Annotated in this window: 16 protein-coding genes; 4 read left to right on the top strand and 12 right to left on the bottom strand. The window is 72.9% G+C overall.

The annotated features are described in order from the left end of the window. Window positions 1-16: 16 nt before the first annotated feature. From proB to ACFP6A_RS10920, 7 genes are all read right to left on the bottom strand, one after another. On the bottom strand, window positions 17-1,153 hold the full coding sequence (gene proB, locus ACFP6A_RS10950; protein WP_379603561.1) for a glutamate 5-kinase: 1,137 nt from the start codon (window positions 1,151-1,153) through the stop codon (window positions 17-19). Further along, on the bottom strand, window positions 1,150-2,727 hold the full coding sequence (gene obgE, locus ACFP6A_RS10945) for a GTPase ObgE (protein WP_379603560.1): 1,578 nt from the start codon (window positions 2,725-2,727) through the stop codon (window positions 1,150-1,152). The genes proB and obgE overlap by 4 nt, the downstream gene beginning before the upstream one ends. 112 nt (window positions 2,728-2,839) lie before the next feature. Next, window positions 2,840-3,097 (bottom strand): 50S ribosomal protein L27, encoded by a 258-nt coding sequence (gene rpmA, locus ACFP6A_RS10940; protein ID WP_379603559.1) that lies wholly within the window; start codon window positions 3,095-3,097, stop codon window positions 2,840-2,842. Between the two features lie 28 nt (window positions 3,098-3,125). Continuing rightward, a complete protein-coding gene (gene rplU / locus ACFP6A_RS10935; protein WP_379603558.1) occupies window positions 3,126-3,434 on the bottom strand; it encodes a 50S ribosomal protein L21 in 309 nt (102 codons plus the stop codon). Between the two features lie 127 nt (window positions 3,435-3,561). Further along, window positions 3,562-6,393 carry an Rne/Rng family ribonuclease gene (locus ACFP6A_RS10930; RefSeq protein WP_379603557.1) on the bottom strand — a complete coding sequence of 944 codons (2,832 nt, stop codon included), beginning with the start codon at window positions 6,391-6,393 and terminating at the stop codon, window positions 3,562-3,564. A 135-nt stretch (window positions 6,394-6,528) separates the two neighbouring features. Continuing rightward, entirely contained in the window at window positions 6,529-7,275 is a 747-nt protein-coding gene (locus tag ACFP6A_RS10925) for a TIGR03936 family radical SAM-associated protein (protein WP_379603689.1), read from the bottom strand. A 64-nt stretch (window positions 7,276-7,339) separates the two neighbouring features. Then, entirely contained in the window at window positions 7,340-7,909 is a 570-nt protein-coding gene (locus ACFP6A_RS10920) for an NYN domain-containing protein (RefSeq protein ID WP_379603556.1), read from the bottom strand. 85 nt (window positions 7,910-7,994) lie between these two features. On the opposite strand from ACFP6A_RS10920, the gene ACFP6A_RS10915 reads away from it, so the two are divergent. From ACFP6A_RS10915 to ACFP6A_RS10900, 4 genes are all read left to right on the top strand, one after another. After that, complete coding sequence (locus tag ACFP6A_RS10915) at window positions 7,995-8,741, top strand: IclR family transcriptional regulator (RefSeq protein ID WP_379603555.1); 747 nt, start codon at window positions 7,995-7,997, stop codon at window positions 8,739-8,741. 97 nt (window positions 8,742-8,838) lie between these two features. Next, the gene (locus ACFP6A_RS10910) at window positions 8,839-9,897 is read left to right on the top strand and encodes a thiamine pyrophosphate-dependent dehydrogenase E1 component subunit alpha (protein ID WP_379603554.1); all 1,059 of its coding nucleotides are present in this window, start codon (window positions 8,839-8,841) and stop codon (window positions 9,895-9,897) included. Beyond that, on the top strand, window positions 9,894-10,940 hold the full coding sequence (locus tag ACFP6A_RS10905) for an alpha-ketoacid dehydrogenase subunit beta (RefSeq protein ID WP_379603553.1): 1,047 nt from the start codon (window positions 9,894-9,896) through the stop codon (window positions 10,938-10,940). The genes ACFP6A_RS10910 and ACFP6A_RS10905 overlap by 4 nt, the downstream gene beginning before the upstream one ends. Beyond that, complete coding sequence (locus ACFP6A_RS10900) at window positions 10,937-11,170, top strand: lipoyl domain-containing protein (protein ID WP_379603552.1); 234 nt, start codon at window positions 10,937-10,939, stop codon at window positions 11,168-11,170. The genes ACFP6A_RS10905 and ACFP6A_RS10900 overlap by 4 nt, the downstream gene beginning before the upstream one ends. Before the next feature lie 116 nt (window positions 11,171-11,286). Here ACFP6A_RS10900 and ACFP6A_RS10895 read toward each other — a convergent pair whose 3' ends face one another. The 5 genes from ACFP6A_RS10895 to ileS form a co-directional block, all read right to left on the bottom strand. Then, entirely contained in the window at window positions 11,287-13,269 is a 1,983-nt protein-coding gene (locus ACFP6A_RS10895) for a TIGR03960 family B12-binding radical SAM protein (RefSeq protein ID WP_379603551.1), read from the bottom strand. Window positions 13,270-13,490: 221 nt separating this feature from the next. After that, entirely contained in the window at window positions 13,491-13,925 is a 435-nt protein-coding gene (gene ndk / locus ACFP6A_RS10890) for a nucleoside-diphosphate kinase (protein ID WP_379603550.1), read from the bottom strand. A gap of 70 nt (window positions 13,926-13,995) precedes the next feature. Further along, window positions 13,996-14,361, bottom strand: coding sequence for a DUF4233 domain-containing protein (locus ACFP6A_RS10885; RefSeq protein WP_379603549.1), 366 nt, complete (start codon window positions 14,359-14,361; stop codon window positions 13,996-13,998). Window positions 14,362-14,366: 5 nt separating this feature from the next. Continuing rightward, window positions 14,367-15,734 carry a bifunctional folylpolyglutamate synthase/dihydrofolate synthase gene (locus ACFP6A_RS10880; RefSeq protein WP_379603548.1) on the bottom strand — a complete coding sequence of 456 codons (1,368 nt, stop codon included), beginning with the start codon at window positions 15,732-15,734 and terminating at the stop codon, window positions 14,367-14,369. Then, window positions 15,731-18,943, bottom strand: coding sequence for an isoleucine--tRNA ligase (ileS, locus tag ACFP6A_RS10875; RefSeq protein WP_379603547.1), 3,213 nt, complete (start codon window positions 18,941-18,943; stop codon window positions 15,731-15,733). The genes ACFP6A_RS10880 and ileS overlap by 4 nt, the downstream gene beginning before the upstream one ends. Window positions 18,944-19,093: the final 150 nt, after the last annotated feature.

Genomic DNA, 19,093 nt, shown 5'->3' with positions numbered 1-19,093 from the left:
CCTCCTCGCGTCCGGGTCAGGTCCTCAGCAGCACCAGGTCGTCGCGGTGCACGAGCTCCCGGTCGTACCCGGGCCCGAGCCGGTCGCCCAGCTCCCTGGTGGAGCGGCCGAGCAGGCTCGGTACCTCCTGTGAGGAGTAGTTGACCAGCCCCCGGCCGTGCACGTGGCCGGTTCGGTCGCACAGGTCGACCGGATCGCCGGCCTCGAACTGTCCGTGCACCTCCAGCACACCGGCAGGCAGCAGCGAGGCCCGGCGGCCGACCACGGCGGCGACCGCGCCGTCGTCCAGGACGAGCCGGCCCAGGGGGGTGGCGGCGTGCGCCAGCCACAGCAGCCGGGTCGACGTCCGCGGTGCGGTGGGCACGAACCACGTCCCGACGTCGGCGCCGGACAGCCCGTCGCGGGCCAGGTCGGCGGAGGTGAGCAGCGTCCCGATCCCGGACCCGGTGGCGATCCGCACCGCCTCCAGCTTGGTCACCATGCCGCCGGTGCCGACCCCTGCGGGGCCGGTGCGGCCGACGACGACCTCGGCCAGGTCCTGCTCGCCGTCCACCTGGGCGATCCGGCGGGCGCCCGGACGGTGCGGCGGTCCGTCGTACAGGGCGTCGACGTCGGAGAGCAGGACGAGTGCGTCGGCGTGCACGAGGTGCGCCACCAGGGCGGCGAGCCGGTCGTTGTCACCGAACCGGATCTCGTCGGTGGCGACGGTGTCGTTCTCGTTGACGACCGGGACGACGCCGAGGCGCAGCAGCCGGTACAGGGTGCGCTGAGCGTTGCGGTAGTGGCTGCGCCGGACGACGTCGTCGGCGGTGAGCAGCACCTGGCCCACCGTCACCCCGTGCTCGGCGAACGCGTCGGTGTACTGGGCGAGCAGCGCCCCCTGGCCGACGCTGGCCGCCGCCTGCTGGGTGGCCAGGTCCCGCGGACGGCGGACCAGCCCGAGCGGGCCGAGGCCGGCCGCGATCGCACCGGAGGAGACGAGCACCACCTCGGTCCCGGCGGCGCGGCGGGCGGCGAGGACGTCGGTGAGGGCGCGCAGCCGCCCGGCGTCGATACGGCCCTGCGGCGTCGTCAGCGACGACGACCCGACCTTGACGACGACCCGCCCGGCGGTGGACAGCTCGGCGCGGGTCCGCAGCACCGACGGCGTCATCGGCCCGGGTCGCCCTCGGCGTCCGCCGTCCAGTCACCCTCGGCGTCCGCCGTCCAGTCACCCTCGGCGTCCGCCGTCCAGTGACCGGCCTGACGCTCCTCGTCGAGCTCGGCGCGCGCCGCCGAGCGTGCCTCCCGCCGCTGGGCGTAGGCCTCCCGCTTCTCGTCCCGGGTGGGTCGCCGGGAGTCCTCCAGGCGCAGGTCGCTGCCACGTGGACCGGCCAGCAGCTCGGCGCCGCCGACGAGGGTGGGCTCCCAGTCGAAGACCACGCCGTCCTGCCCGCCGATGACGACGGTGTCACCGGCGCGGGCGCCGGCCTCGAACAGGGCGTCCTCGACGCCGAGTCGGGCCAGCCGGTCGGCGAGGTAGCCGACCGCCTCGTCGTTGGCGAAGTCCGTCTGACGGACCCAGCGCTCGGGCTTGACCCCACGCACCCGGTACACCGGTCCGTCAGCCGTCGTCTCCGGGGTCACGGTGAACCCGGGGTCGTCCACCGGCCGGGGCCGCAGCACGACCCGGCGGGCGGTGGGGGCCGGCGCGGCGCGGCGGGCGGCCTCGACGAGCCGGGCCATCGCGAACGACAGCTCCCGCAAGCCCTCGTGGCTGGCCGCCGACACCTCGTGCACCTCGTAGCCGCGCCGCTCCAGCTCGAGGCGGACCATGTCGGCGAGCTCGCGGGCCTCGGGGACGTCGACCTTGTTCAGCGCGACGAGCCGTGGCCGTTCGGTCAGCGGGACGGGGGTCTCGCCGTCACCGGCGTCCACCGGGTAGGCCCGCAGCTCGGCCTCGATCGCCTCGAGGTCGCTGACCGGGTCGCGGTTCGGCTCGAGGGTGGCGCAGTCCAGGACGTGGACGAGGGCGGCGCAGCGCTCGACGTGCCGCAGGAACTCCAGTCCCAGCCCCTTGCCCCGGCTGGCCCCGGGAATGAGGCCGGGCACGTCCGCGACGGTGAACCGGACGTCGCCGGCCTGGACGACGCCGAGGTTGGGCACCAGGGTGGTGAACGGGTAGTCGGCGATCTTCGGCCGGGCGGCGCTGAGCGCGGCGACGAGGCTGGACTTGCCGGCGCTGGGGTAGCCGACCAGGGCCACGTCGGCGACGGTCTTGAGCTCGAGGACGACGTCCCCGGCGTCACCGGGTTCGCCGAGCAGGGCGAAACCGGGGGCCTTGCGGCGCGGGGAGGCCAGCGCGGCGTTGCCCAGGCCACCCCGGCCGCCGGCCGCCAGGACGAACCGGTCCCCCGGGGCGACCAGGTCGGCGAGCACCTCGCCGTCGGGACGCTTGACGACGGTGCCGGCCGGTACCCGCAGGACGACGTCCTCGCCGTCGGCGCCGTGCCGCAGACCACCCTGCCCGGGACGGCCGTTGCCGGCGCGGCGGTGCGGGGAGTGGTGGTACTCCAGCAGGGTCGTGGTCGAGGGGTCGACCTCCAGGACGACGTCGCCGCCCTTGCCGCCGTTGCCGCCGTCCGGGCCGCCGAGCGGCTTGAACTTCTCCCGGTGCACCGACGCGCAGCCGTGGCCGCCGTCCCCGGCGGCGACGTGCAGGACGACGCGGTCGACGAACTGTGCCACGCCGGTCACCTCCTCGATCGGCCCGGCCAGGGCCGGGTGGACGACGAAGGGGCGAGCCGGTCGTCCCGGCTCGCCCCTTGGTCAGGTCTGCGTCGTCAGTCGACGGTGAGCCTCACTCGCCGGCCGGGACGATGCTGACGACCTTGCGCCCGCGACGGGTGCCGAACTCGACAGCGCCGGCGGTGAGCGCGAACAGCGTGTCGTCGCCGCCCCGGCCCACGTTGACGCCCGGGTGGAAGTGGGTGCCCCGCTGACGGACGATGATCTCGCCGGCGTTGACGACCTGCCCGCCGAAGCGCTTCACACCGAGCCGCTGGGCGTTGGAGTCGCGCCCGTTCCGGGAGGAGCTGGCGCCCTTCTTGTGTGCCATGTCTGTGGGTCCTCGTTCGTGTCGCGGGTCAGCTGCTGATGTCGGTGATCTTGATGCGGGTCAGCTTCTGGCGGTGGCCCTGGCGCTTGCGGTACCCGGTCTTGTTGCGGTACTTGAGGATCGTGATCTTGGGCCCCTTCGTCGCGTCGACGACCTCGGCGGTCACCGTCGCCCTGGCCAGGGCGTCGGCGTCGCTGGTGACGGTGGACCCGTCGACGAGGAGCACCGGCTTGAGCTCGACCGTGGTGCCGGCGTCGCCGGTGACTCGGTCGATGGTCAGCACGTCGCCGACGGCGACCTTCTCCTGCCGGCCGCCGGCGCGGACGATCGCGTACACGTGAGGCTCACTCTCTGACGTCGTTCGACAGTTGCTGGTGACGAGCGGTCGGGCGGGGCCGAGCGCACACAGCAGGGCACGCCGAGGGCGTGCCGCGGTCCAGGGTACGGAGCGGCGTACGTCCGGGTCAAACCGGCTCGGCGGACGCCGGCACCTCCCCCGCGTCGTCCGCGGAGCCGCCCGCACGCAGCGTCGCCGCGGCGACCTCCTTGACACCGCCCTTGCGGCGCTGCTGCGAGCCGGGCTGCTCCCCCTTGGTCCGCCCGCCGTTGTGCTGGCTCTTCTCGACCGGCTCGTCGAACAGGACGACGCCACGGCCGTTGCAGCACTCGCAGGTCTCGCTGAACGCCTCCAGCAGCCCCTGCCCGACCCGCTTGCGGGTCATCTGGACCAGGCCGAGCGAGGTGACCTCCGCGACCTGGTGCTTGGTGCGGTCACGGCCCAGGCACTCGACGAGGCGGCGCAGCACGAGGTCGCGGTTGCTCTCCAGGACCATGTCGATGAAGTCCACGACGATGATTCCGCCGATGTCCCGCAGCCTCAGCTGGCGGACGATCTCCTCGGCGGCCTCGAGGTTGTTCTTCGTCACCGTCTCCTCGAGGCTGCCGCCGGAGCCGGTGAACTTGCCGGTGTTGACGTCGACGACGGTCATCGCCTCGGTGCGGTCGATGACGAGCGAGCCGCCGGAGGGCAGCCACACCTTGCGCTCGAGGGCCTTGGCGATCTGCTCGTCGATCCGGTGCGCGGCGAACACGTCGTCCTCGCCGTCCCAGCGCTCGAGCCGCTCGGCGAGGTCGGGGGCCACCCACTGGACGTACTCCGAGACGGTGTCCCAGGCGTGGTCGCCGGCGACGACGAGCTTGGTGAAGTCCTCGTTGAAGACGTCCCGGACCACCTTGATCATGAGGTCGGGCTCGCCGTAGAGCATCGCCGGCGGGCTGACCGCCTTCGCCTTCTTCTCGATGTCCTCCCACTGCGCCTGCAGGCGCTGGACGTCGCGCGAGAGCTCCTCCTCCGAGGCCCCCTCGGCGGCCGTGCGCACGATGACCCCGGCGTCCTCGGGCAGCACGCTCCTGAGGATCTTCTTGAGCCGGTTGCGCTCGGTGTCGGGCAGCTTGCGGGAGATACCGGTCATCGAGCTGCGCGGCACGTAGACGAGGTAGCGCCCGGGCAGCGACACCTGGCTGGTGAGCCGGGCACCCTTGTGCCCGACCGGGTCCTTGGTGACCTGGACGAGGACGGGGTCCCCGGACTTCAGCGCGACCTCGATGCGCTTCGGCTGGCCCTCCAGGCCGGCGGCGTCCCAGTTGACCTCGCCGGCGTACAGGACGGCGTTGCGGCCCTTGCCGATGTCGACGAAGGCGGCCTCCATGCTCGGCAGCACGTTCTGCACTCGACCGACGTAGACGTCGCCGATCAGGGAGGACTGCTCCTTGCGGGCGACGTAGTGCTCGACGAGCACGCCGTCCTCGAGGACTGCGATCTGGGTACGGCCCTCCCGCTCCCGGACGACCATCACCCGTTCGACGCTCTCGCGCCGGGCGAGGAACTCCGACTCGGTGATCACCGGACGGCGACGGCCGGAGTCGCGGCCCTCCCGCCGGCGCTGGCGCTTGGCCTCCAGGCGGGTCGAGCCCTTGACGGCGGTGACGTCGTCGGAGGGCTTACGGCCCTGCTTGGCTCGCCCGGACTCCTCGACGGCCGAGTCGTCGGCCTCACCGGAACGGCGCCGCCGACGGCGCCGACGGCGGGAGGAGCCGGAGTCCTCGTCCCCGTTGTCGTGGTCGCCGCTGACCTCTCCGCTGACCTCGTCGCTGACCTGGTCACTGACCTCGTCGCCGACGCCGGAACCGGCGTTGTCGGTCGTGTCCCCGTCGGTCTTGCCCTGGGACTTGCCCTCGGACTTGCCCTTCGGCTTGCTCTCGGACTTGCCCTTTGGCTTGCCCGGGGACGTGTCCTCGGACGTGCCGTCACGGGCGTCGTCGTCCGTGTCGTCGTCGGTCTCGGCCGCGGAGGCGCTGGAGTCCTCGCCGGAGCGGCGGCGACGTCCACGGCCACCGCGGCGCCGACGGCGCCGACGCGTCTCCGCACCGTCCCCGCCGTCGTCCGGGCCGTCGTCGCGGTCCCCCGCCTCGGCACCAGAACCGGCGGAGGTCCCGGCGTCCTCGCCGGTCCCCGGCTGCCCGGCCGGACCGGTCACCTCGCTGGCAGCGGCACTGGGCGCCGTACCAGCCGACTCCTGTTCCTCCTGCTGCTCCTGCTCCTCGGAGGCGGCGGGCTCGGAGGGCACCTGCGGCGGTCCTGCGGGCCGGCTCGCGGCCCGACGCCGGCGAGGAGCGGCTGCCGGGTCCGGCGGCTGGAAGAGCACCGCGGTGGCCGGGACGGCTCCCACGGGGGTCGCGGCGCCGGTGGTGGTCCCGTCCTGGACACCGGCGGTGGCCTGGTCCGGTTCAGGTGCGGCCGGCTGCGGGATCTGCTCGCCGGCGGCGGTGGCCTCGTCCGGCTGCTCCGACGCGGCCGGGGCGGTCTTCGCTGCCGCCCGCTTGCGGGTGGTCCGCTTGCGCGGCGCGGGGGTGTCGGCGGCCGGCTGCTCCGCCAGGGGCGCCGCTGTCTCCTGCGGAGCCTCCTGCGCGGGGGCCGGCTCGGCTACGGCCGCGGTCTTCTTAGCGGCCCGCTTGCGCGCCGGCCTCTTGGCCGGAGCCGCCGGGGAGGCATCCGGGACGTCGGTAGCCGGGGTGTCAGTGCCCGAAGTCTCAGCGGTTGGGGTGCCAGCGGTTGGGGTGCCAGCGGACGGCATGTCGGCCTGCGGGGGGCCGGCCGGCCGGCTGGCGGCCCGGCGGCGACGCGGCCGCTGCTCGGCACTGGACTGCTCAGGAGTGGACTGCTCGGGGGTGGACTGCTCAGGGGTGGACTGCTCAGGGGTGGACTGGTCGCCGGTGGACCCGGTCTCGGTGGTCACGGGTGGTGCTCCCGTCATCCCGGGGCACCGGCCACGACCTCGGTACCGCTCGGGTGGTCAGCCGCCGTCGGACGGCGGAAGTCGTCATGGACGCACCGTCCGCTCGCGCCCTCCACAGGTGCGGGGCGCGGGGCCTCAGGTGCCGGCGGCGTCCCGGTCCGCAGCCAGTGGGTCGGCCACGGTGCCGGTCGCCTCGTCGAGCGGCCCCTGCGCCAGCCGGGTCACCTGGGGCGGTGACGGCGGCGCGAGGTCGGCCACGGTGCGCAAGGCGGCGAGGACGTCGTCGGGTCGGACGGCAGGTGTGGCGTGCCGCACGACCATCTGCAGTATCGCACACGGGCGGCTCGCCTTCGCGGCGACGCGCCCCAGCTCGGAAGCGGCCCGGTCTGCCTCGAGGAGATCGAGCCGGACCACCGGCTCGCGGGCGTCGAGCATCCGTCGTCCGGACTTGGTCAGCCGCTCCACCTCGACGTGCTCGGCCGCCAGGAACACGGCGGCAGCGGCTGCCACCTCGCCGGGGTCCGCACCCGGCAGGACGATCTCCCAGTGACTGGCCTCGAGCCGGTCGGTGACGGACCCGGGGCCGGCCTCGACGACCTCCAGGACGTCGAGCCCGGGCGGCAGCGCCTCGTCGAGCGCGTCGCGCACGGCCCGCGGGTCGCAGCGTTCGGCGACCTGCAGCTCGACGTACTCGGCCTCGCTCGCCGCGCCGGTGGAGGCGGCGTTCGCGTACGACACCTTGGGGTGCGGGGTGAACCCGGCCGAGTAGGCCATCGGGACCTCGGCGCGGCGCAGCGCCCGCTCCAGCGCGCGCTGGAAGTCGCGGTGGCTGGTGAAGCGCAGCCGGCCGCGCTTGGCGTAGCGCAGCCGGAGCCGCTGCACCGGCGGCGGCGGGGGGCCGTCGGGCCTGGGCACGGGGTGTCCTCCTCGGCTCAGCGGGTCGCGGTCACAGGAAGCGGACCGGGTCGAAGGTCTCCAGCGGGATGATCCGCACTCGTGGCAGCGGGGCGGTGAAGCAGCCGACCTCGTCCTCGAGGTCGTAGGTCTGCAGGCCGCGTCCGGCCAGCTCGGTGAAGCTCGAGCTGACGAACTCGCGGAAGCCCAGCAGGCCGACCCGGCGCCCGGGGGTGAGCAGTGCGCTCACCTGGTCGACGAAGTCCCCGTCGTGGCTGGCCAGCAGGACGTCGCCGTCCCGGTCGGCGATCGCCGCCAGAGTCCGCTGGATCCCGATGTCGACGACCTTCTCGGAAACCGACCCGGCCAGCGGGATGGGTCGGTACCCCAGCGCGATGAGCGCCTGAACGAACGCCATCGGCATCTGCCCGGAGCTGGCGTTGAGGAAGAACAGGGCGGTGACCGGCTGGTCCCACACCGCGGCGGCGAACTCGCGGACCCGGTCCCACCGCGGCCGCTCCTCAGGCTGGGGGCGACGTCCCAGCACGCTCATGCCGAGGGTGGCGTCGATGTTCTCGCCGTCCACGACGAGGTAGGTCGGGCGCTGGGGAAGCTGGTCCACGGCGGACACCCTAGGTCGACAGGTACGGCCAAGTCGTTGTCACCGTCGCCCGGCCCACCTAGGGTGATCTTCTGGAGGGTCAACGATGTCCACCCAGCCCACCCTGATCCGCTCGGTCAGCCGTGCCCTGTCGCTGCTCGACGCGGTGGGGAGTGCAGCGCGCCCGGTGCCGGCCAAGTCGCTGGCCCGGCAGACCGGCGTCCCGCTGCCGACGGCCTACCACCTGCTGCGCACCCTGGTGCACGAGGGGTACCTGCGGCGCACCGAGGCCGGATACGTGCTCGGTGACCGCGCCGACGCGCTCGCGGGCCGCGCCACCCCCAGCGTCGTGCAGGTGTCCCGCTCCCACCAGGTGCTCCAGCACCTGCACGACGAGCTGCACGCCGCGGCGTACCTGTCGGTGCTGGACGACGGCGAGATCCGGCTCGTGGACGTCGTGGACTCCCCCGAGGCGCCGCGCACGGACCTGTGGGTGGGCTTCCACGACGCCGCGCACGCGACCGCCCTGGGCAAGGCGGTGCTGTCCACGCTGCCGGAGCAGACCCGCCGCGAGTACGTCGAGACCCACGAGCTGGCCGACCTCACCCGCCACACGGTCACCGACCGGCGGGTGCTGCTGCACGAGCTGAGGTCGCTGTCCGAGTACGCCATGGACCGGGAGGAGTACGCCGTCGGTACCGCCTGCGTCGCCGTCCCGGTGCCCTCGACCACGTTCTCGGCGGCGGTGGCCGTGTCCGTGCCCGCGACCAGCCTGCGGCGCGTGATCGACCGCCGCCAGGCCCTGCGGCGGGCCGCCCGGCTCATCGCCTACGCCGGGCCCGACGGCCAGTGACCGGCGCGTCTATCACCATCTGAACTTCTCACCGTTGCCCGACGACCCCCACCGGCGCAGGCTGCGAGACACGCAACCGCGAGCCGTTGGAGGACCCATGACAACACAGTCAGCGTCGGCGTCCGTCCCGGCACAGGCCGGGTCTGCGCCACGCATCGACGCCCAGACCCGCGTCAGCCTGTACGAGACGATGGTGCTGAGCCGGACCTACGAGGAAGCCATCCTGCGGGAGTACCACGCCGACAAGGGGCCCGGCTTCGACATCGGCAAGGGGCTCGTCCCCGGTGAGATGCACCTGTCCGCCGGCCAGGAGCCGGTGGCGGCCGGCCTGTGCGCCCACCTCACCCGGGACGACGCGATCACGGCGACGCACCGGCCGCACCACCTGGCCATCGCCCACGGGGTCGACCTGCGGCGGATGACCGCCGAGATCTTCGGCCGGGAGACCGGCCTGGGCCGGGGCCGGGGCGGGCACATGCACCTGTTCGACCCCAGCACCCACTTCTCCTGCTCCGGCATCATCGCGGAGGGCTACCCGCCCGCGCTCGGGCAGGCGTTCGCGTTCCGGCGCCGCGGCACCGACCGCGTCGCCGCCGCGGTCACCGGCGAGGGCGCTGCCAACCAGGGCGCCTTCCACGAGTCGCTGAACCTCGCGGCGCTGTGGAGCCTGCCCGTCGTGTTCGTCGTCGAGGACAACGACTGGGGCATCTCCGTGCCGCGCACGGCGTCCACGGCCGTCGGCTCGAACGCCCTGCGGGCCGCCGCCTACGGCATCCCCGGTGAGCGCGTCGAGGACAACGACGTCGAGGGCGTCTACGCAGCGGTCGGGCGTGCGGTCGCCCGGGCGCGGGCCGGCGAGGGGCCCTCGCTCATCGAGGTCCACACGCTGCGGCTGTGGGGCCACTTCGAAGGTGACGCCCAGGGCTACCGGCAGGACCTGGCCGACGCCCCGACGCACGACCCCATCCCGCGCTACGAACGGCGGCTGCGCGACGCCGGTCTGCTGGACGACGCCGCCGTCGAGCGCATCAAGGCTTCCGCGAGCGAGCGGGTCGAGGACGCGATTCGCTTCGCCAAGGAGAGCCCGCTCCCCGACCCGGCGGCCGCGACCGCCTACGTCTTCACCGACGCACCGTCCGCAGGAGGCACCCGATGACCGTCACCGACACCCCCACCGTCCCGGCGCCACGCGCCAAGCGGCGGCTGACGACGTCCAAGGCGATGGTCGAGGCCATCGCCCAGGAGATGGAGCGCAACCCCGAGGTGGTCTACCTCGGCGAGGACGTCGGCTCCTACGGCGGCATCTTCAGCTCCACGACCGGCCTGCTCGACCGGTTCGGACCGGACCGGATCATCGACACGCCGATCTCGGAGACCGCCTTCATCGGCCTGGGTATCGGCGCGGCGGTGGAAGGGATGCGCCCCATCGTCGAGCTGATGTTCGCCGACTTCCTCGGCGTGTGCCTGGACCAGATCTACAACCACATGGCCAAGATCCACTACGAGTCCGGCGGGGTCGTGAAGGTGCCGATGGTGCTGACGACCGCGGTCGGCGGCGGCTACTCCGACGGCGCCCAGCACTCGCAGTGCCTGTGGGGCACGTTCGCGCACCTGCCGGGGATGAAGGTCGTCGTGCCCAGCACGCCGGCCGACGCGAAGGGGCTGATGACCGCCGCGATCCGGGACGACAACCCCGTTGTGTACATGTTCCACAAGGGCGTGATGGGGCTGCCGTGGATGGCGAAGAACCCGCGCGCGACCGACGACGTCCCCGACGGCGACTACGAGGTGCCGATCGGCAAGGCCCGGGTGGCCCGCGAGGGCAGCGACGTCACCGTCGTCACCCTGTCGCTGTCGGTGCACCACTCGCTGGACGTCGCCGAGACGCTGAGCGCCGAGGGCATCGACGTCGAGGTGCTCGACCTGCGCAGCCTGGTCCCACTGGACCGGGAGGCCATCCTCACCTCGGTGGCCAAGACCGGGCGACTCGTGGTCGTCGACGAGGACTACCAGTCCTTCGGCGTGTCCGGTGAGGTGGTCGCGACGGTGACCGACCACGACCCGGGCCTGCTGCGGGTGCCGGTGCAGCGGGTGGCGGTCCCCGACGTCCCGATCCCGTACGCCCGGCCGCTGGAGTACGCCGTGCTGCCCCGGCACGACCGCATCGAGGCCGCGATCCGCCGCGCGGTGGCCGCATGACGGACGTCCTGTTCCCGCAGCTGTCCAAGGAGACGCCGGACGCCGAGGGGGTGCTGTCCACCTGGTTCGTCGACGACGGCCAGCACGTGGAGGCCGACGAGCTGCTGGCCGAGGTGCAGGTCGACAAGGTGGCTGCCGAGGTCCCCGCCCCCGTGGCGGGCGTCGTCCGGCGTCTGGTCGAGGAGGAGGCGGCCGTCACGCAGGGGAGCCCGATCGCGCGCATCGAGTAGCACCGCCCGCAGATCAGTCAGCAGAGCACAGAATGCTGGGTTCGTGGCGCAACACGCCGTCCACGGCGTGACGAACCCAGCATTCTGTGCCGACCGGGCAACGGTCAGGAGGGCGTTCAGGCGGGTTCGCGCACGTCGGTGCGCTTGCTGACCGTCAGCGGCAGCAGGGTGCGTCCGGTGGGGCCGATCTGGATCTCGGTGTCCATCTGCGGGCAGACGCCGCAGTCGAAGCACGGCGTCCAGCGGCAGTCCTCCACCTCGACACCGGACAGCGAGTCCTGCCAGTCCTCCCACAGCCAGTCCTTGTCCAGGCCGGAGTCCAGGTGGTCCCACGGGAGCACCTCGTCGACGTCCCGCTCCCGGGTCGTGTACCAGTCGACGTCCACCGGCTCGTCGGCCAGCGCCCGCTCGGCGCACCGCATCCACCGGTCGAAGGAGAAGTGCTCGCTCCAGCCGTCGAACCGGCCGCCGTCCTCCCACACCGCGCGGACGACGCGCCCGACCCGCCGGTCGCCGCGGGACAACAGGCCCTCGACGATGCCCGGCTTGCCGTCGTGGTACCGGAAGCCGATGGCCTTGCCGTACCGGCGGTCGGCGCGGATCGCGTCCCGCAACTTCGCCAGCCGCGCGTCCGTGGTCTCGTGGTCGAGCTGGGCGGCCCACTGGAACGGGGTGTGCGGCTTGGGCACGAAGCCGCCGATGCTCACCGTGCAGCGGATGTCGCTGCGGCCGGAGACCTCCCGCCCGGTGGCGATGACCCGCTTGGCGAGCTCGGCGATCTGCAGGACGTCCTCGTCGGTCTCGGTGGGCAGACCGCACATGAAGTAGAGCTTCACCTGCCGCCAGCCGTTGGCGTACGCCGTGGCGACCGTCCGGATCAGGTCCTCCTCGGTGACCATCTTGTTGATCACCTTGCGGATGCGCTCGCTGCCACCCTCCGGGGCGAAGGTCAGGCCGGAGCGCCGACCGTTGCGGCTCAGCTCGTTGGCCAGGTCGATGTTGAACGCGTCGACCCGGGTGCTGGGCAGGCTGAGCCCGACCTTGGACTCCTCGTAGCGGTCCGCGAGCTGCTTGGTGAGGTCGGCGATCTCGGAGTGGTCGGCGCTGGACAGCGACAGCAGACCGACCTCCTCGAAACCGGTGGCCGCCAGCCCCTGCTCGACCATCTGGCCGATCCCCTCGATGGAGCGCTCCCGCACCGGACGGGTGATCATGCCGGCCTGGCAGAACCGGCAGCCGCGGGTGCAGCCGCGGAAGATCTCGACGCTCATCCGCTCGTGCACGCTCTCCGCGAGCGGGACGAGCGGCTGCTTGGGGTAGGGCCACTCGTCGAGGTCCATGACGGTGTGCTTGGCGACCCGCCACGGGACCCCGGGCCGGTTCGGCGTCACGCGCTGGATCCGCCCGTCGGGCAGGTAGTGCACGTCGTAGAACTGCGGCACGTAGACCCCGCCGCTCCGGGCCAGGCGCAGCAGCAGCTCCTCGCGGCCACCCGGGCGGCCCTCGTCCTTGAAGTCCCGGATGACGTCGGTGACGGCGAGCACGGCCTCCTCGCCGTCCCCGATGATCGCGGCGTCGAGGAAGTCGGCCACCGGCTCGGGGTTGAACGCCGCGTGCCCGCCGGCGAGCACGAGCGGGTGGTCGTCGGTGCGGTCGCGGGCCTCGAGGGGGATGCCGGCGAGGTCCAGCGCGGTCAGGAGGTTGGTGTAGCCGAGCTCGGTGGCGAACGACACGCCGAGGACGTCGAAGTCGCCGACCGGGCGGTGGGCGTCGACGGTGAACTGCGGCACCCCGTGCTCGCGCATGAGGGCCTCCATGTCCGGCCACACCGAGTAGGTCCGCTCGGCCAGGGCGTCCGGACGCTCGTTCAGCACCTCGTAGAGGATCATCACGCCCTGGTTGGGCACGCCGACTTCGTAGGCGTCCGGGTACATCAGCGCCCACCGCACGGTGCTCTCGCCGCCGCAGTCCCACGCCTTGACGGTGGCGTTCAGCTCACCGCCGACGTACTGGATCGGCTTGCCGACCTTGGGCAGCAGCGGTTCGAGCCGGTCGAAGACGGAGTCGCCGCAGCGGTGGGTCCTGGTGGGCTGGAGCATGGTGGCAACGCCTCCGCAGGGGCCAGTTCATCAGGGGAAGGCACCAGGGTAACCCGCGCGCCGCCTGCGCCGCCGGGCCCGACGTCACCGGTCCGCCTCACAGAATGCTGGGTTGGTGGCGCGACACGCCGGCAAAGCCGTGCCGGACGCAGCATTCTGTTCTGTGGTCGAGCTGTTCTGTGGTCGAGCTGTTTCTGTGGTCGAGTCTGTGGTCGAGGTGCCTAGACGAGGTCGGGGAACCAGATGGCGATCTCACGGACGGCGGACTGCGGGGAGTCGCTGCCGTGCACGAGGTTCTGCTGGACGGCGACGCCCCAGTCCCGGCCGAGGTCGCCGCGGATGGTGCCGGGCGCGGCCAGCGTGGGGTCGGTGGCGCCGGCCAGGGAGCGGAACCCCTCGATGCAGCGCTGCCCCTCGATGACCGCGGCGACGACCGGGCCGGAGGACATGAACTCCAGCAGCGGCTCGTAGAACGGCTTGCCCTCGTGCTCGGCGTAGTGCCGGGACAGCAGGTCGTGGTCGGCGCGCACGACCCGCAGTGCGACGAGGGAGTACCCCTTGGCCTCCACCCGGCGCAGCACCTCGCCGGTCAGCCCGCGACGGACCCCGTCGGGCTTGACGAGGACGAGGCTGCGCTCGGTGGTCGGCTCGCTCATGAGGTGCTCCTTGACCGCGGGCGTGGACGATAGGCGGGGGCGACTAGCGGGGGCTACTGGCGGGGTGACCCTACCGATCGACGGGTGGGGCGGCGTCCCGGGCGGCGGCCTCGGTGTCGACGCGGTGCCCGAGCCACAGGAACCACACCCACAGGCCGGCGAACACCGCCCCAAGGAAGAACATCGCCGGTACCCAGAACCCGGTGGCGACGAGGACGACCTGCAGCCCGGTGCCGAACCACAGCCCGGCCCGGGTCCGGACCAGCCCCGCGCCGAGCAGGCACGCCCCGGCCAGGACGCCGCCGGCCGTCCACACCGTCGCGTCCGGGACGTCGAGCAGCCCGATCGCGGCCAGGACGCCGAAGAGGACGAGCAGGGACTCCAGGGCCAGGCAGGTCGCCGCCAGCCGGGACACCGTCCGGGTCGGCGGGGGCACGAGCGTCACCACCGCCGCTCCCGCACCAGCAGGGCCCGGGCCTCCCCCACGACGGTCACCGAACCGGTGACCAGGACGCCGGCACCCAGACCGTCCGCCGCGCCGGCCTCGGCGAGGTTCACGGCCAGCTGCAGGGCGTCGTCCAGCGCCTCGGCGGTGTGCACCCGGTCCTCGCCGAAGATCTCCTCGGCGAGCACCGCGAGCTCCTCCACCGGCACCGCGCGCGGGGACAGCGACCGGCTGACGACGATCTCGTCGAGCACCGGCTCGAGCAGCTCGAGCATCGTCCCGGCGTCCTTGTCGGCGAGCACCCCGACGACGCCGACGAGGTGGCTGAACGCGAACTCCTCCTCGATCGCGGCGACGAGGGCCGCCGTCCCGGCCGGGTTGTGCGCGGCGTCGACCAGGATCGTCGGGCTGGGCCGCAGCACCTCCAGGCGCCCCGGGGAGTCCACGTCGCCGAGCGCGGCGCGCACGACGTCCGCCTCCAGGGCGGTCTGCCCTCCCCCGAGGAACGCCTCGACGGCGGCGACGGCGAGCGCGGCGTTGCGGGCCTGGTGCTCGCCGTGCAGCGGCAGCAGCACCTCCTCGTAGTGCCCGGCGGTCCCGGCCAGGGTGAGCAGCTGGCCGCCGACGGCCAGGGTCCGCTCGGCGACACCGAGCTCGACCCCCTCCCGGGCCACCCGGACGCCGAGCTGGCGGCACCGCTCGAGAACGACGTCGCGAGCGGCGTCCGGCTGTCGCGCCAGGACGACGAGCGCACCCGGCTTGACCACGCCGGCCTTCTCGGCGGCGATCTCCTCCAGGGAGTCCCCGAGGACCTCGGTGTGGTCCAGGGAGATGGGGGTGATGACCGCGACCTGCGGCTGGACGACGTTCGTGGCGTCCCAGGTCCCACCCAGGCCCACCTCGACGACGGCGACGTCCACCGGGGCGTCGGCGAACGCGGCGAAGGCCATCACCGCGAGCACCTCGAAGTAGGTCAGGGCCGGCTGCCCGGCCGCCCGCAGCCGGCCGTCCACCATGGCGACGTACGGGGCGACGTCCTCGTGCACCTCGGCGAACCGCTCGGGGGTGACCGGCTCGCCGTCGATGCTGATCCGCTCGGTCACGCTGACCAGGTGCGGGCTGGTGAACCGGCCGACCCGCAGGTGGTGCTCGCGCAGCAGCCGGTCGATCATCCGGGTGGTGGAGGACTTGCCGTTGGTGCCGGCGACGTGGATCACCGGGTAGGCCAGGTGCGGGTCGCCGAGCAGGGCGAGGCACTCGCGGACCGGGTCCAGCCGCGGCTGCATCCGGTCCTCGGGGGTGCGGGCGACGAGCTCGGCGAACACCTGCCGCAGCCGGCCCTCGGGGCTCTGCTCGTCACTCACGACCGCTCCACCCGGATCCGTACGGCCAGGCCGTCGCCGACGGTCGTCTGCGTCACGCCGTCCTCGGCCGGCAGTGCGTCGAGGTCGCCGGCCGCACCGAAGGACTCGGCGAGGGTCTCCCCGACCACGAGGTCCTGGTGAGCCACCAGCGCTTCCCACACGGCAGGCTCCGCGGCGACGGTGAGCCGGATCCGGTCACCGATCGCCAGCCCGGCGTCCCGACGGGCCTGCTGGACGGCGCGCACGACGTCCCGGGCCACGCCCTCGGCGGCCAGCTCGGGGCTCACGGTGGTGTCCAGGACGACGAACCCCTCCCCCGGCAGGGTGCCGGTGGCGCGCGAGGCCCCGCCGGCGTCGTCCTCGACCACGGTCTGAACCTCGTACTCGCCCTCGAGCAGGCGGACGCCGCCGGCGACGACGCCGTCCTCGTCGGTGCTCCAGTCCCCGGCGCGGGCGGCGCGGATGGCGACCTGGACGTCCTTGCCGAGCCGCGGCCCGGCGGCCCGGGCGTTGACGACCAGCCGGTGCCGGATCCCGAAGTCCTCCTCGTGGGCGGCGGCGAGGTCGACGAGCCGGACGTCCTTGACGTTCACCTCGTCGGCGACCAGGTCCCGGAAACCGGTGAGGACCTTCGCCCGCGGGCTGACCACGGTGAGCCCGGGCAGCGGCTGGCGCACCCGCAGCCCGCTGCTCTTGCGCAGCCCGAGGGCCGTGGAGCAGACGGCGCGCACGTCGTCCATCGCGGCGAGCAGGTCGTCGTCGGCGGGCAGCTCCTCGGGGTTCGGCCAGTCGGTGAGGTGGACGCTGCGCCCACCGGTGAGGCCGCGCCAGATCTCCTCGGTGGTGAGCGGCAGCAGCGGCGCCGCCACCCGGGTCAGCACCTCCAGGGCGGTGTAGAGGGTGTCGAAGGCGTCAGCGTCCTCCTGCCAGAACCGGTCCCGCGAGCGGCGGATGTACCAGTTCGTCAGGACGTCGAGGTGCCCGCGGACCGACTCGCAGGCCGCGGCGATGTCGTGGCCCTCGAGCTGGTCGCCGACGGTCTGCGCGAGATCACGGGTCTTGGCGAGCAGGTACCGGTCCAGGACGTGCCCGGAGTCGGTGCGCCACCGCGCCTCGTACCCCGCCCCGCCGGCAGCCGCGTTGGCGTACAGGGAGAAGAAGTACCAGGCGTTCCACAACGGGATCATCACCTGGCGGACGCCGTCGCGGATCGCCTGCTCGGTCACCACGAGGTTGCCGCCGCGCAGCACCGGGGAGGACATGAGGAACCAGCGCATCGCGTCCGCGCCGTCCCGGTCGAAGACCTCGTTGACGTCGGGGTAGTTGCGCAGGGACTTGCTCATCTTGCGGCCGTCGTCGCCGAGCAGGATGCCGTGGGCGACGCAGGTGCGGAACGCCGGCCGGTCGAACAGCGCGGTGGCCAGCACGTGCATCGTGTAGAACCAGCCGCGGGTCTGGCCGATGTACTCGACGATGAAGTCGCCGGGGTAGTGATGCTCGAACCAGTCGGCGTTCTCGAACGGGTAGTGCACCTGGGCGAACGGCATCGACCCGGACTCGAACCAGCAGTCGAGCACCTCCGGCACGCGGCGCATCGTCGAGCGGCCGGTCGGGTCGTCAGGGTTGGGGCGGGTCAGCTCGTCCACCGCGGGCCGGTGCAGGTCGGTGACCCGGACGCCGAAGTCCCGCTCCAGCTGCTCCAGGGAGCCGTAGACGTCGACCCGCGGGTAGGCGGGGTCGTCACTGACCCACACCGGGATGGGGCTGCCCCAGTAGCGGTTCCGGCTGATCGACCAGTCCCGGGCGTTCTGCAGCCACTTGCCGAACGAGCCGTCACGGACGTGCTCGGGCACCCAGGTGATCTGCTCGTTGAGCTCCACCATGCGGTCCCGGAACGCGGTGACCTTGACGAACCACGAGGACACCGCACGCTGGATGAGCGGGGTGTCGCAGCGCCAGCAGTGCGGGTACGGGTGGTCGTAGGTCTCGTGCCGGAGCAGCACGGTGCCCTCGGTGACCGCCCCGCCACCGGTCTTGAGGTCCCGGATGATGTCGGCGTTGGCCTCCAGGACGTGCCGGCCGGCGTAGTCGGGGACCTCGGCGGTGAACCGGCCCTGGGCGTCGACCGGGACGACCGCCTCGATCCCGGCGGCGTCGGTGACGACCTTGTCCTCCTCGCCGAAGGCCGGCGCGATGTGCACGATGCCGGTGCCCTCGTCGGTGGTGACGTAGTCGGCGGCCAGGACCTGGTGGGCGTTCTGCCGGCCGAGGAAGTACGACATCGGTGGGGTGTAACGGCGTCCGAGCAGGTCGGTGCCCCGAAGGCGCTGCACCACCCGCGGCTCCTCGCCGTCCGGGCCGGCGAGCTCCCGGGCGTAGTGCGCGACACGCTCGGCCGCGAGGACGTACCGCTCCCCGCCGCTCTCCACGACGACGTACTCCAGGTCGGGGTGCACCGCCATGGCGAGGTTGCTGGGCAGCGTCCACGGCGTCGTCGTCCAGATCAGCGCCAGCTCGCCGGTCTCCAACCGGTAGCCGACGGTGACCGCGGGGTCCTGCCGCGTCCGGTAGACGTCGTCCATCCGGGTCTCGGTGTTGGACAGCGGCGTCTCGCACCGGGTGCAGTACCAGAGCACCCGGTAGCCCTCGTAGATCAGACCCTTGTCGTACAGCGACTTGAAGGCCCACATGACCGACTCCATGTAGTCGAGGTCGAGGGTCTTGTAGTCGTTGTCGAAGTCGACCCAGCGCGCCTGGCGGGTGACGTAGTCCTCCCACTCGTCGGTGTACCGCAGCACCGACGTCCGGCAGGCCGCGTTGAACTCGGCCACACCCATCTGCTCGATCTGGTCCTTGCTCGCGATCCCGAGCTGCTTCTCGGCCTCCACCTCGGCGGGCAGGCCGTGGCAGTCCCAGCCGAAGCGTCGCTCCACCCGGCGCCCGCGCATCGTCTGGAAGCGGGGGACGACGTCCTTGACGTAGCCGGTCAGCAGGTGGCCGTAGTGCGGCAGGCCGTTGGCGAACGGCGGGCCGTCGTAGAAGACGAACTCGTTGCTGCCGTTCTCCCCGGCGGGCCGGGCCTCGACGGAGGCCTCGAACGTGCCGTCGGCGGCCCAGTAGTCGAGCACCCGCCGCTCGATCTCCGGGAACCGGGGGGTGGCGGGCACGCCGTCGGTCGGGTCGCCGTGGGTGGCCTTCGGGTACGTCATCTCTGCCCTCACCGTGATCTTGCAGTTCGTGCCGATCATGGTGCGAGGACGACGTCACCGGGCCGGTCCCGGCGGCACCGCGGTACCACCTCGCTTGCCGGGGCGTGCCCGGCCGCTCGTTCGACGGCTGTCACGGGCCGTACCCGTCCG

This window comes from Quadrisphaera sp. GCM10027208 (assembly GCF_042658805.1).
Classification (GTDB): Bacteria; Actinomycetota; Actinomycetes; order Actinomycetales; family SCSIO-59966; genus SCSIO-59966.
Note: the sequence above shows the minus strand (reverse complement) of the source record. Positions and strands in the feature narration are given on the sequence as shown.